This window comes from Caballeronia sp. AZ1_KS37, assembly GCF_023631165.1.
GTDB classification, from domain to species: Bacteria; Pseudomonadota; Gammaproteobacteria; order Burkholderiales; family Burkholderiaceae; genus Caballeronia; species Caballeronia zhejiangensis.
Genome location: NZ_JALQDP010000030.1, coordinates 522,207 through 535,224, shown reverse-complemented (window position 1 = coordinate 535,224; position 13,018 = coordinate 522,207). Strand labels below are relative to the sequence as shown.

Here is a 13,018-nt window from a genome sequence, read left to right as displayed (position 1 = left end):
GCCGCCCAGCGATCCAACGCGCACATCAAGGCGTTTTGCGACCGCCTGCGCGCCAGAGGCAAAAAGACCAAAGTCGCATTCGTCGCAGCAATGCGCAAGATGCTCACCCAGCTCAACGCCATGATGCGCGACGGCACAACTTGGAATCCCCCAAACCCATGATCCTTACCAACTCAACCCTTGACGCTCAATACAGTTGCTTTCTTTGCAGCAGCAAAGAAAGTGACTGCCGCCCCGCACAGGGGCAGTGCTAATAGACCGACACGAAAGCGGGATCCGGCGAAACCCCGAGCCGCCACGAAAGCGGGATCCGGCGAAACCCCGAGCCGCCACGAACACGCAATCCAGCAAAAAAAACAAAAACCATGACACGCATCGAACGCACCGATGAATCGCCGATCGACGCTGCGCGTCTGGAAGACGAATGGCTCGAACCCGATGCTTACGGCGGTTTCGCCTCCGGCACGGTCGGCACGATGCGCACACGTCGCTACCAAGCGCTGCTGCTGACGGCGACTCAACCGCCCGCTGGCCGTGTCGTGCTCATCAACGGCATGGAAGCATGGCTCGAAACGGGCAACGCGCGTATCCCTCTGACGATGCAGCGCTACGCCCCCGACATCCTCTATCCCGACACGACCGCAAGCCTCCTTTCATTCGATACAGATCCGTGGCCCACATGGCGCTACCGCATCGGAAACGACGACGCAACGATCATCGTCGCAGAAGCGTTCGTTGCAAAGGAAGCCCGCCAAACCGTCCTGCGCTGGCGTCTCGAGGGCGCATCGAAAGCGGCCAAGTTGGAAGTCCGCCCGCTGCTCTCAGGCCGCGACTACCACGCGCTGTACCACGAAAACGCGGCATTTTCCTTCGATGCCACACTGGAAGGCGAGCGCGTGCAATGGCAGCCGTATGGCGATTTGCCGACGATTTGCGTCACGTCGAACGGCGCTTACGATCACGCCCCCGACTGGTATCGCAACTTCTGCTACGTGCGCGAACGCGAGCGCGGACTCGATTTCACCGAAGACCTCGCGACGCCCGGCATCTTCAGCTTCGATCTCGCGCGCGGCGAAGCCGTGATGATCCTCCACGCGCACGCCGGCCACGACAAGCCGTTCGAAGACAGCGCGCTCGCGCACGCATCGCATCTCGCCTCGCGGGAAAAGGAACGGCGCGCGGCGTTCGGCTCGCGGCTCGCGCGCAGCGCCGATGCGTACGTCGTCACGCGCAATGTCGGCAAAACGATCATCGCGGGCTTTCCGTGGTTCACCGACTGGGGCCGCGACACCTTCATCTCGATGCGCGGCCTCCTGCTCGCGTCCGGCCGGCATCAGGAAGCGGAATCGATCCTGCTCGAATGGGCCGATACGATTTCCGAAGGCATGGTGCCGAACCGCTTTCCGGACAGCGGCGGCCTGCCCGAATACAACTCCGTCGATGCCTCGCTGTGGTTCGTCGTCGCCGCGCACGATTATCTGGCGACGGGGCACGCGCACGCGGCGACGACGAGCCGCCTGCAAAGCGCCGTCGATGCGATTCTCGACGGCTATTCGCGCGGCACGCGCTTTCGCATCGCCGCCGATGTGCACGGTCTGCTGCGCGCGGGCGTGCCCGGCGTCCAGCTCACATGGATGGACGCGAAGGCAGGCGACTGGGTCGTGACGCCGCGTATCGGCAAGCCGGTAGAGGTGCAGGCGCTGTGGATCAACGCGCTCACGATCGCGAGCGCGTGGAATCCGCGCTGGCAGGCGTTGCGCGATCAGGCGCAGTTGTCGTTCGCCGCGCGTTTCGTCGATCCGGACACGCATACGCTCTTCGATGTCGTCGACGTCGATCACGAACCCGGTCGCGTCGATCGATCGATTCGCCCGAATCAGATCTTCGCGGTCGGCGGCTTGCCGTTTCCGCTCGTCGATGGCGATATCGCGCGCGCGGTCGTCGATCAGGTCGAAACGCAACTTCTCACGCCGCCCGGTTTGCGCACGCTCGCGCCGTCCGATCCGGCCTACAGGGCGAACTACGCGGGCGGCGTGCTGGATCGCGATGGCGCGTATCACCAGGGCACCGTCTGGCCGTGGCTGATCGGCCCGTTCGTCGAGGCGTGGGTGCGCGTGCACGGCGCGGCGGGCGCGCGCGAGCGTTTTCTGACGCCGCTCTACGCGCATCTCGATCGCTACGGTCTCGATCACGTCAGCGAAGTCGCCGATGCCGATGCGCCGCACACGCCCGGCGGGACGCCGTTTCAGGCGTGGTCGCTCGCGGAGCTCCTGCGCATCGAAAAGCTGCTCGGCGCAACCTAGCGCGGCGCGCGCGGGCCGGCGTCAAAACGCGCTAAATTACGAGACTTGCCCGTCGTTCAGCACGCCGCCATCGAGGAGTCGCCCATGTCGAAATCGCGCCCCGTCAACCAGCTCGAAACCGTCGAGGGCCTGAGGCTCCATTCGAAGGACTGCCCACGCTGGCAGCGCTGGGGACCGTATCTGAGCGAACGCCAATGGGGCACCGTGCGCGAGGACTACAGCGAATTCGGCACCGCGTGGGAATACTTTCCGCACGATCATGCGCGCAGCCGCGCGTATCGCTGGGGCGAGGACGGTATCGCCGGTTTCGGCGACGACAAACTCAACTGGTGCATCTCGCTCGCGCTCTGGAACGGCTGCGATCCGATCATCAAGGAGCGGCTCTTCGGTCTGACGAACCAGGAAGGCAATCACGGCGAGGACGTGAAGGAACTGTACTTCTACATCGACGGCACGCCGACGCATTCCTACATGCGCATGCTCTACAAGTATCCGCATGCGGCGTATCCGTATGCCGATCTCGTCGATGAAAACGCGCGGCGCGGCGCCGACATGCCCGAATACGAAGTGCTCGACACGGGCGTGTTCGACGACGCGCGTTACTTCGACGTGCAGGTCGAATACGCGAAGCACACGCCGGACGACATCGTGATGCGCGTGACGATCGAGAATCGCAGCGAGGTGCGGGCCGCGCTCGACGTGCTGCCGCAAATCTGGGCGCGCAATACGTGGTCGTGGAAGCCGACGCCGATCAAGCCCTCGCTGAAGGTGGAAACGGTGCAGGGCGAAGGCACCTACGTGCTCGCCGAACAGGGCGCGCACGAACCGATGGTCGTCACCGCGTGGTCGCCGGACGCGAGCGCGATGGAATGGCTCTTCTGCGAGAACGAGACCAACGTCAGGCGTCTCTTCCACATGGAAGGCACGGGACCGTTCAAGGACGGCTTCAACGATTACATCCTGCAAGGCGACGAAGACGCGATTCGCCGCGACAAGGGCACGCGCGCGGCCGCGCACGCGCATCTCGAACTGGAGCCGCTCGGCAAGGCGGTCGTGTATCTGCGCTGGCGGCCCGAGTCCGCGCCGGACGCCGTGCCGCTCGACGTCGATGGTCTCTTCGCGCGACGCATCGCGGAAGCCGACGAGTTTTACGGCGCGCTGCAGCACGATATCGCCGATGCCGATCAGCGGCTCGTGCAACGCCAGGCACTCGCCGGCATGCTGTGGTCGAAGCAGTACTATCAGTTCGATGTGACGCGCTGGCTCGACGGCGATCCGCTTCAGCCGAAGCCGCCGAAGCAGCGGCGCACCGGACGCGATTCGGACTGGCGGCATCTGTGCAACGCGGACATCGTGTCGATGCCGGACAAGTGGGAATATCCGTGGTACGCGTCGTGGGACCTCGCGTTTCATGCGGCGGCGTTCGCGCTCATCGATCCGGAGTTCGCGAAACGTCAGTTGCTATTGCTCGTGAAGGACCGCTATCAGCATCCGAACGGTCAATTGCCCGCGTACGAATGGGCTTTCGGCGATGCCAATCCGCCCGTGCACGCGTGGGCGACGTGGCGCGTCTACGAGATCGACCGCGCGATCACCGGCAAGGGCGATCGCGATTTTTTGGAACTCGTGTTCCACAAGCTGCTGCTCAACTTCTCATGGTGGGTGAATCGCAAGGATGCCGACGGCAAGAACATTTTCCAGGGCGGCTTTCTCGGCCTGGACAACGTGGGCATCTTCGATCGCTCGTCGCCGCTGCCGACGGGCGGCCACATCGATCAGGCCGACGGCACCGCATGGATGGCCGCGTACGCGCTCGATCTGATGCGTATCGCGCTCGAGCTCGCATACGCGAACAAGGTGTTCGTCGATATCGCCGTGAAGTTCTTCGAGCACTTCCTGTATATCGCGGAAGCGGTGAGCTGCGAGGACGATTGCGACACCGGTCTCTGGGACAGCGAGGACGAGTTCTTCTACGACAAGCTGCGCCTGCCCGACGGAACCAATGTGCCGATGCGCGTGCGGTCCATCGTCGGGCTGATTCCGCTTTTCGCCGTGCATGTGCTGGAGCCGAAGGTGTATCGCTCGCTGCCGGAATTGCGCGAACGGCTGCACTGGTTTCTCGAACATCGAACGGATCTTTCGAGGCTCGTGTCGCGCTGGAACGTGGCGGGTCAGGGCAACAGCGTGCTGCTGTCGCTGTTGCGCGGGCATCGCATGAAGGCGCTGCTCAGGCGCATGCTCGACGAAACCGAATTCCTTTCCGATCACGGCGTGCGCGCGCTGTCACGCGTGCATCTCGATAACCCGTTCGTCTTCTATCACAACAGCGAAAGCTTCGGCATCCAGTATCTTCCGGCGGAATCCGACTCGCGCGTGTTCGGCGGCAATTCGAACTGGCGCGGTCCGGTGTGGATGCCGGTCAACTATCTGCTGATCGAATCAATCCACGAGTTTCATCGCTATTACGGCGATGATTTTCGCGTCGAATATCCGACGGGCTCGGGACAGAAGTTTTCGCTCGCGCAAATCGCCGACGAACTCGCGCGCCGCGTGACCACGCTCTTTCTGCTCGACAAGAACGGCGAGCGTCCGGTGATGGCTGCCTATCCGCTGCTACAGGCCGATCCGCGTTCGCGCGATCTCGTGCTCTTTCACGAGTATTTTCATGGCGACAACGGGCGCGGCGTGGGCGCGTCGCATCAGACGGGCTGGAGCGGGCTCGTCGCGCTGTTGCTGCATCCGCATGCGACGGGGCCGTCCGGCGTCGTGCCGCTCGCCGGCGAAGCCGATGCCGATGTTCAGGAGTTCGCAGGAGCGAAATGAGGCGTGAATCGCGGTGGCATCGCGTTTTGCGGGGTTCGGCGAAAGTCAAGCGCCACAGGTCGAAAGCGTTGTTAGGAATTGTCTGGTATTACTGATCGCTCCAACTGCGTAAGTTTGTGGAAACACAAATTGATAACAGTCTGGAGGACAAAATGGCGCAGTCCATTAGCGCATATTCTCTCAGCGGCTACCAAATGGGCTTGGGCGCTGGCGGCCGCGCTCATATCGAACACGAACATTGCCCCCCGTTCGCCATCGTCATGCTGGTGTTCGCGGCCGCAATGCTCGGCGGCGTCTGGTTCAGCGGCGAATTCAACAGCTTCGCCGCCGGGTTGATCGCGTGGGCCGGCATCCTCGCCATGCTGGGCGCATGCGCCGATCGCTGGTTCAGCGGCGCCGCCGCGCTCGAACGCCGTATCCGTCAGCGCGAGAGAGCGCGATGCCGCGTGCTTGGCGGCATCGCGTCGCGCAGCGGTTTCAGGCAGCAATGGCCTGACTGGACGACGTCAGCAGCACGGGAATGGACTTCGACGTCGGCGTACCGGCGCCATCCGCAACCGATGACAGCGGCACGAGCGGGTTGGTCTCCGGATAATACGCACCGAGACAGCCACGCGGAATGTCGTATTCGACGAGCTTGAAACCGTCTACGCGACGCTCGATGCCGTCGTCCCACACGCTCGTGATATCCACCAGTTCGCCCGGCTCGAACCCGAGCATGTCGATGTCCTCGCGGTTCGCGAACAGCACGCGCCGCTGTCCGTACACGCCGCGGTAGCGATCGTCGAGACCGTAGATCGTCGTGTTGTACTGATCGTGCGAACGCGTCGTCATCAGCGTCATGAGACGGTCGCCGTACAGCGCACGGGCGCGGTGGATCGGCGTATCGACCGCGATCCTGTGCACGATGAACTGCGCCTTGCCGCTCGGCGTCTTCCAGACGCGATCGCGCGAGGCCACGCCGAGATGAAAACCGCCCGGCTGCTTCAGGCGTTCGTTGTAGCGCTCGAAACCGTCGAGCACTTTTTCGATGCCATCGCGGATCAGCGCGTAGTCGCCCTCATGTGCGCGCCAGTCGACCTTGGCCGAGCCGAGCGTCGCGTGCGCCATGCGTGCGACGATCGCGACTTCGGAAAGCAGATTCGCCGAGGCCGGCTTGTTCATGCCGTACGAAATGTGCACCATGCTCATCGAATCCTCGACGGACACGCCTTGCGGCACGCCGTTCTGAACGTCGATCTCGGTGCGGCCGAGCGTCGGCAGAATGAGCGCGTCGCGGCCGTGTACGAGATGGCTGCGGTTGAGCTTCGTCGTGATGTGCACCGTGAGATCGCACGAGCGCATCGCTTCCCAGGTGCGCGGCGTGTCGGGCGTCGCGATCGAAAAGTTTCCGCCCAGGCCGATAAACACCTTCACCTTGCCTTCGAGCATCGCGTGAATCGTTTCGACGACGTCGTAGCCATGCTCGCGCGGGGGCTCGAAATCGTAGGCCGCGCCGAGCCGGTCGAGAAACGCCTGCGTCGGTTTTTCCTCGATGCCGACCGTGCGGTCGCCCTGCACGTTCGAATGGCCGCGCACCGGACATAAGCCCGCGCCGCGCCGTCCGATATTCCCGCGCATCATCATCAGGTTCGAAAGCAGTTGAATGGTCGGCACGGAGTTCTTGTGCTGCGTGAGGCCCATGCCCCACGTCGAGATGACGGCGCGGCCTTTCGCGTAGATGTCGGCGAGATTCAGCAGATCGTCCATCTCGACGCCCGATTCCGCGATGATCGCGTCCCAGCTTTCGGCGCGCAGGTCGTCGGCGAAGGCGTCGAAGCCGACCGTGTGCTCCGCGATGAAATCGACGTCGAGCACGCGCTCGCCACCGTTCGCGCGCGCGGCGTCGTCGAGTTCGATCACGCGCTTCGCCACGCCTTTGATCAGCGCGAAGTCGCCGCCGACTTTCGGGCGGATGAACACCGAACTGATCTTCACGCCCTTCGGCGAGAGCATGTCGAGCGTGTGCTGCGGGCTCGCGAAACGTTCGAGGCCGCGCTCCTTCAGCGGATTGATCGACACGATGGTCGCGCCGCGTTTCGCGCACTCGCGCAACTCGCCGAGCATGCGCGGATGGTTCGTCGCCGGATTCTGGCCGAAGAGCAGCAGCGTGTCGGCGTGTTCGAAGTCGTCGAGCGTGACGGTGCCCTTGCCGATGCCGACGGTATGCGGCAAGCCGCGGCTCGTCGCTTCGTGGCACATGTTCGAGCAATCGGGGAAATTGTTCGTGCCGTACATCCGCACAAACAATTGATACAGAAAAGCGGCTTCGTTGCTCGCACGGCCGGACGTGTAGAACGCGGCGCGATCGGGATCGTCGAGTTTCTTCAGATGCGAGGCGATGAGTTCGAACGCATCGTCCCAATCGATCGGCACATAGCGGTCGCGCTTTGCGTCGTAGACGAGCGGATCGGTCAGCCTGCCGTGCTGCTCCAGTTCGTAATCGTTCTGCTTCATCAGCGACGAAACCGTGTGCTCCTCGAAGAACGCGGGCGTCACGCGCTTGCTCGTCGCTTCGGCGGCGACGGCCTTGACGCCGTTCTCGCAGAATTCGAAGGTCGAGCCGTGCTCGCGGTCGGGCCACGCGCAGCCGGGGCAATCGAAGCCGTCCGGCTGATTCTGCTTGAAGAGCGTCTTGTAGTTGCCGCCCGCCACCTTCTCCTTGACGAGATTGATGGCGACCTGCTTCAGCGCGCCCCAGCCGGCGGCGGGATGCGTATAGGGTTCGATGCGTTCTTCGGGCTTCTTGAACATGGCTTGGCGGATGATGCTTTTTTTTGGCTTGCGATGTCCGAAGCGTACTGTGTTCCGAATCGCGCGCGGCGCACAGAAAATGCGAAATATAAGGAGTACAGTTGCGTCGATTTGCCCTAGACTTGACGCATTGCCACTTCAGAACGAAATCCAGTTGAAACTCTACGAAAAGCTCGCCGATGAAATCGAGGAAGCCGTGCGGCGCGGCGTGTTCACGCCCGGCGAGAAGATCGCGTCGGTGCGGCAGGCGAGCCAGCAGCACGGCGTGAGCATCAAGACGGTGCTGCATGCGTACGCGATCCTGGAAAGCCGCGGGATTCTGGAGACGCGTCCGCAGTCCGGCTATTTCGTGCGCGCAAAACCGCAGGCGGGCGCGGCGCACAGTCAGCCGACGCGCGTGATCGCGACGGCATCGGAAGTCGATGTGAGCCGGCTCGTGCTTTCGACGTTGCGCAGCATCCGCGCTCACGACGCCGTGCCGTTCGGCTCGCCGTATCCCGATCCCGAGCCGTTTCCGTGGCGGCGCATCAACCAGTACGCGAACGCGATCGCGCGGCGGCAGGCGAGTTGGAATCTCATCGACGATCTGCCGCCCGGCAATCCCGAGCTGATTCGCCAGATCGCGCGGCGTTATGCCGAAAACGGCGTGCCGGTCGATCCGGAGGAGATCGTCATCACGGTCGGTGCGACTGAGGCGATCAACCTGAGCCTGCAGGCCGTCGCGCAGCCCGGCGACACGGTGGCCGTCGAATCGCCGACTTACTACGCGATGCTGCACGCGATCGAGCGTCTCGGGATGCGCGCGATCGAAGTGCCGACGCATCCGGCGGAAGGCATCGACATCGACGCTCTGGCGCGGATCATCGGACGAAGAAAGATCGCCGCGTGCATGGTGATGCCGAACTTCCAGAATCCGCTCGGCTTCCAGATGCCGGACGAGCGCAAGCGCCGGCTCGTCGAATTGCTGTCCGCGCACGATATTCCGGTCATCGAAAACGATGTCTATCACGAGCTTTATTACGGCGATGCGCGCCCGTCGACGCTCAAGAACTTCGATACAAAAGGGCTCGTGCTGCATTGCGCGTCGTTTTCGAAGAGTCTGACGGCGTCGTACCGGATCGGCTGGGCGATGCCGGGACGGTATCGGGCGCAGGTCGAGAAGCTCAAGTTTCTGAACACGTTGACGACGCCATCGGTGCCGCAGGTCGCGATCGCGGATTATCTGCGGCAGGACGGCTACGACCGGCATCTGCGGCGCGTGCGCAAGCTGTATCGGCAGCAGTCGCGCATCATGAGCGCGATGGTCGAGCGCTTCTTTCCGGCGGGCACGCGCACATCGGCGCCGCAGGGCGGCTATGTGCTATGGGTGGAATTGCCGGAGCGCGTCGATTCGATGCGGCTCTATCGCGCCGCGCTCGACAGCGGCATCACGGTCGGACCGGGCTACATGTTCTCCACGCGCAACGCCTTCAGCCATTTCATCCGGCTGAACTACAGTTATCCGTGGACCGCGCAGAGCGAGGCCGCGTTGCGGCGGCTCGGCGAACTCGCGGGCAGGGAGATAACTTTGGGGATTCGCGCATGAACGATGACATCGATCCGGCGCTCGTCGCCGTGCTGACACAGCTTTGGCGCGCACAGACGGAAACGCCGGAACGCGCGTGGTCGCTCGCGAAATTGGCGAAGCAGTCCGGTTTGCCGATGAGCGCGTTGCGTCGGCAATTGACCGGGCTCGAGGAAGCGGGATTCGTCGAGGTGCGGATGAACGAGGATGGGACGGGCAGCGCGGGGTTGAGCGAGCAAGGCGTGACTTTGTGTCAGTCGATTTTCAGCGCAGGTGAATAAATGGGCTATGGTGATATACCATATGTATATCGTATAGCGAGGTATCTATGGGAAGGATCTTGATCGATTTGCCCGACGAACAGATAGACGAACTCGCCGCGATCGGCGAAGAGCAGCAGCGCCCGCGAGCCGCGGTCATTCGGGACGCGATCAGCGCGTACGTCGCGAGCAACAAGCGCCGTCCTGCCGTCGATGTGTTCGGCTTATGGCAAGAGCGAAAGATCGATGGATTGCAGTATCAGCGGGAGCTGCGCGAAGAATGGTAAGAGCGCTTTTCGACACGAACATCCTGATCGATTACCTGTTGGGAATCGATGCGGCACGCAAGGAGATCGAGCGTTACGAAGAGCGGTCGATCAGCATCATCACGCTCATGGAAGTTCTAGAGGGCGCCAATCCCGACAGTGAAGCGTCGCTGCGCGCCTGGCTGTCCACCTTCGATCTCGTGCCGCTCGATTCGGCCGTCGCGAACCTCGCAATCGGAATTCGCAGGAAATCGCGCATCAAGTTGCCGGATGCGATCGTGTGGGCGTCGGCGCAATCGGTGAATGCGCTGCTCGTTTCGCGAAACTCGAAGGACTTCCCGCCCGACGATCCGGGCGTGCGGATGCCCTATCAACTGTAGCCGCGTCGGTCGCCAGCACCCTTGGACATCCACATCACCCTGCACGGCCGCCGCGACCTGACCGGCCAGATCTACGGCCAGCTACGCGCGGGCATCATCGAAGGGCGGCTCGCCGCGAACGCGCGCCTGCCGTCCACGCGCGATCTCGCCGCGCAGCTCGGCGTCTCGCGCAAGACCACGCTCGATGTCTTCGAGCGGCTGATCGCGGAAGGCTTCTTGCGCACGCGCGCCGGCGACGGCACGTTCGTCGCTGAAGGGCTCACGCGCCTGCCGACCGCGCGCACCGAACCCGTATCGGCCCGCGCTCGCGCCACCGGCATCTGGCGCAAGATGCCCGAGCGCATGACGATGCCGATGCCGATGCCGCCCGCCGACGAAACGCTCGACTGCGATTTCAAGGGCGGCGTAACCGACAAATCGCTCTTTCCCTACGACGCCTGGCGACGCTGCCTGAATCAGGCACTGCGCACGCAGGCGCGCGCGGGCGGCGGCGTCGCGGGTTATCGCGATCCGGGCGGCGAGCAGGCGTTGCGGCTCGGCATCGCGCGTTATCTCGCGTTCAGCCGCGCGGTCGTCTGCAACTGGCAGGACGTGATCGTCACGCAGGGCGCGCAACAGGCGCTCGATCTGCTCGCGCGCGTGACGATCCAGCCGGGCGATGTCGTCGCGGTCGAAGAGCCGGGTTATCCGCCGGCGCGGGCGCTCTTCGCGGCGCTCGGCGCGCGCATCGCGCATGTGCCGGTCGATGGCGAGGGCATCGTCGTGAGAAAGCTGCCGCGCAACGCGCGGCTCGTCTACGTGACGCCGTCGCATCAGTTTCCGCTCGGCATGCCGATGAGCCTCGAGCGGCGCGTCGAGTTGCTCGAATGGGCGGGCAAGCGCGGCGCGGTGATCGTCGAGGACGACTACGACGGCGAATTCCGCTTCGAAGGGCGGCCGGTGGAATCGCTGAAGAGTCTCGATCGCGCGGGACTCGTCGCGTATGTCGGCACGTTTTCGAAGACGCTCTTTCCCGATCTGCGGCTCGGCTACGTCGTGCCGCCCGCGACACTCTCCGAACCGCTCTGGAACGCAAAGCAGATTTGCGACTGGCACAGCGGCATGCTGACGCAAACCGCGCTCGGCGCGTTCATGCTCGATGGCGAATACGCGAAGCATCTGCGCCGCATGCACAAGGCTTACGCGGAACGCCGCGCGCTGTTGATCGAACGTCTGCAAGGCGAGCTCGCGCCTTGGTTCGAGCCGCTGCCCGCGACGGCGGGCATCCATCTCGTCGCGCGGCTCGCCGGTTCGGTGCGGGAAGACGAGGTCGTCGCGGCGGCGCGCGCCGTATCGGTCGGGCTGTACGGCATACGCGCGTTCTACGCGGGCGAGCCGGCGCAGCAAGGCGTGCTGCTCGGCTACGGCGGGACGCACGTCACGGCGATCGAGCGCGGCGCGACGCGCCTCGCCGCGCTCATGCCGACGCTCGTCCGCTAGCTTCGCGGCGTCACTGATCGCACAACAACAGCAGCTTTTCCTGCGCGGAACACGCCGCTTTTTTCGGCTTTTGCGCGGCCGCGTCGGCGTCGCGCGTCGCGACCTTGCGCGTCGGATTCTGCGCTTGCTCGGCGGCCGCCGTGCGCTGCGCGATGCACGCGCGCAAGTGCTTTTCCATCGGCGGATAGTATTTCCAGCCCTTCGTGAGCGGCGGCAGTTCGAGATGCACCTGCTTCCACTTCGGATGGCCGTTCGCCTGCAGCGTGTCGAAGTTCGAGCACAGCGAATCGGCGAATTTCGACAGCGCGCCGACCGTGCCGCGCAAACCGTAATCGTAGGTCACGAGAAACGCCTTCACGGTGAGCGTCGGCGTGTCTTCCTGAATCCAGTTCGGATAACTCGTCGTGCGGATCGTCGCCGGGAAATAGGTCTGCTTCGCGCGCGCGGTTTCCTGCGCGTTCGGATCGAGGCGCAGCAGCCTGATCTGCTTGAGCAGCTCCGGATTCATGTCCTGAAAGAGCTTCGCCGGCTGCCCCGCGACGATCACCGCCACGTCGATCTTCCCGACGATCAGCCGCGCGAGCGAATCCTCGTTGTTGAGATGCTGCTCGTTGGCTTCGGCGATCGGTTCGCCGAACATCAGCCGATACAGCGTCTCCGCCGATTGCGCCGTGCCGCTGCCGATCGGCCCGACGCTGATGTTCTTGCCCTTGATCTCGTGGATGTACTTCATCGGCGAGTCCGCGCGCGTGACGAAGTAAATCTCTTCGTCGTAGAGCGGCATGATGAGCCGCAGCGGCTTGATGATCTTGCCCGCGTCCGCATTGCCCGAGGTCGCCATGTCCATGTACGCCTGATACACGTCCGACTGCACCAGCGCGAACTTCACGCCGGGCTCGTAGCGCATGCGCTGCACGTTCTCCGCCGACCCTTTCGACGGCAGCACTTCCAGTTCGATGCCGGCCGGCTCGGCGACGTACTTCGACAAGTCCTGTCCGATCTGGATATACGTGCCGCGTTCCTGGCCCGTCGTGATCTTGTAGGGAATCCGATCGGCGGCGAAGCTCGATCCCGCGCCGATCATCCCGGCGATGGCGAGAAGCGTCAGCGCGCCCCGTGCGGCGTTGCGCATGTATTTCGTGGTGAACAT

General features: G+C 63.7%; 10 protein-coding genes and 1 pseudogene. 8 read left to right on the top strand and 3 right to left on the bottom strand.

Translation table 11 applies throughout. The features are described from left to right. From NCS00_RS33695 to NCS00_RS18755, 3 genes and pseudogenes are all read left to right on the top strand, one after another. Nucleotides 1-162 (top strand): annotated as a pseudogene (locus NCS00_RS33695) (IS110 family transposase); the annotation flags it as partial. A gap of 203 nt (nt 163-365) precedes the next feature. Next, nucleotides 366-2,303, top strand: a complete 1,938-nt coding sequence (locus NCS00_RS18760; RefSeq protein WP_250440704.1) for an amylo-alpha-1,6-glucosidase — start codon at nt 366-368, stop codon at nt 2,301-2,303. Nucleotides 2,304-2,387: 84 nt separating this feature from the next. Continuing rightward, nucleotides 2,388-5,126 carry an MGH1-like glycoside hydrolase domain-containing protein gene (locus NCS00_RS18755; protein ID WP_175979499.1) on the top strand — a complete coding sequence of 913 codons (2,739 nt, stop codon included), beginning with the start codon at nt 2,388-2,390 and terminating at the stop codon, nt 5,124-5,126. 71 nt (nt 5,127-5,197) lie between these two features. Here NCS00_RS18755 and NCS00_RS18750 read toward each other — a convergent pair whose 3' ends face one another. Then, nucleotides 5,198-5,614, bottom strand: a complete 417-nt coding sequence (locus NCS00_RS18750) for a hypothetical protein (RefSeq protein ID WP_250440703.1) — start codon at nt 5,612-5,614, stop codon at nt 5,198-5,200. Next, nucleotides 5,604-7,919: an FdhF/YdeP family oxidoreductase gene (locus tag NCS00_RS18745; RefSeq protein WP_250440702.1), complete on the bottom strand. Its 2,316-nt coding sequence runs from the start codon at nt 7,917-7,919 to the stop codon at nt 5,604-5,606. Before NCS00_RS18745 ends, NCS00_RS18750 begins: the two co-directional genes overlap by 11 nt. 154 nt (nt 7,920-8,073) lie before the next feature. Between NCS00_RS18745 and NCS00_RS18740 the strand changes: the two genes are divergently transcribed. Genes NCS00_RS18740 through pdxR form a run of 5 tightly spaced genes read left to right on the top strand, consistent with a single transcriptional unit; the run spans nt 8,074 to nt 11,868 of the window. Beyond that, nucleotides 8,074-9,504 carry an aminotransferase-like domain-containing protein gene (locus NCS00_RS18740; protein ID WP_008352952.1) on the top strand — a complete coding sequence of 477 codons (1,431 nt, stop codon included), beginning with the start codon at nt 8,074-8,076 and terminating at the stop codon, nt 9,502-9,504. Then, a complete protein-coding gene (locus tag NCS00_RS18735; RefSeq protein ID WP_008352953.1) occupies nt 9,501-9,764 on the top strand; it encodes a helix-turn-helix domain-containing protein in 264 nt (87 codons plus the stop codon). The genes NCS00_RS18740 and NCS00_RS18735 overlap by 4 nt, the downstream gene beginning before the upstream one ends. Nucleotides 9,765-9,811: 47 nt before the next feature. Continuing rightward, nucleotides 9,812-10,030, top strand: coding sequence for a ribbon-helix-helix domain-containing protein (locus NCS00_RS18730; RefSeq protein ID WP_175979495.1), 219 nt, complete (start codon nt 9,812-9,814; stop codon nt 10,028-10,030). Next, on the top strand, nt 10,024-10,389 hold the full coding sequence (locus NCS00_RS18725) for a type II toxin-antitoxin system VapC family toxin (protein WP_250440701.1): 366 nt from the start codon (nt 10,024-10,026) through the stop codon (nt 10,387-10,389). Before NCS00_RS18730 ends, NCS00_RS18725 begins: the two co-directional genes overlap by 7 nt. Nucleotides 10,390-10,410: 21 nt before the next feature. Next, a complete protein-coding gene (gene pdxR / locus NCS00_RS18720; protein WP_250440700.1) occupies nt 10,411-11,868 on the top strand; it encodes a MocR-like pyridoxine biosynthesis transcription factor PdxR in 1,458 nt (485 codons plus the stop codon). 10 nt (nt 11,869-11,878) lie between these two features. On the opposite strand, the gene NCS00_RS18715 is transcribed toward pdxR, so the two are convergent. After that, nucleotides 11,879-13,018 carry a TAXI family TRAP transporter solute-binding subunit gene (locus NCS00_RS18715; RefSeq protein WP_250440699.1) on the bottom strand — a complete coding sequence of 380 codons (1,140 nt, stop codon included), beginning with the start codon at nt 13,016-13,018 and terminating at the stop codon, nt 11,879-11,881.

What these genes read in the sequence shown, in the direction of transcription:
- NCS00_RS18760 (WP_250440704.1), top strand. Translation starts at nt 366, where the DNA reads ATGACACGCATCGAACGCACCGATGAATCGCCGATCGACGCTGCGCGT.
- NCS00_RS18755 (WP_175979499.1), top strand. Translation starts at nt 2,388, where the DNA reads ATGTCGAAATCGCGCCCCGTCAACCAGCTCGAAACCGTCGAGGGCCTG.
- NCS00_RS18745 (WP_250440702.1), bottom strand. Translation starts at nt 7,919, where the DNA reads ATGTTCAAGAAGCCCGAAGAACGCATCGAACCCTATACGCATCCCGCC.
- NCS00_RS18735 (WP_008352953.1), top strand. Translation starts at nt 9,501, where the DNA reads ATGAACGATGACATCGATCCGGCGCTCGTCGCCGTGCTGACACAGCTT.
- NCS00_RS18730 (WP_175979495.1), top strand. Translation starts at nt 9,812, where the DNA reads ATGGGAAGGATCTTGATCGATTTGCCCGACGAACAGATAGACGAACTC.
- NCS00_RS18725 (WP_250440701.1), top strand. Translation starts at nt 10,024, where the DNA reads ATGGTAAGAGCGCTTTTCGACACGAACATCCTGATCGATTACCTGTTG.
- NCS00_RS18715 (WP_250440699.1), bottom strand. Translation starts at nt 13,018, where the DNA reads ATGTTCACCACGAAATACATGCGCAACGCCGCACGGGGCGCGCTGACG.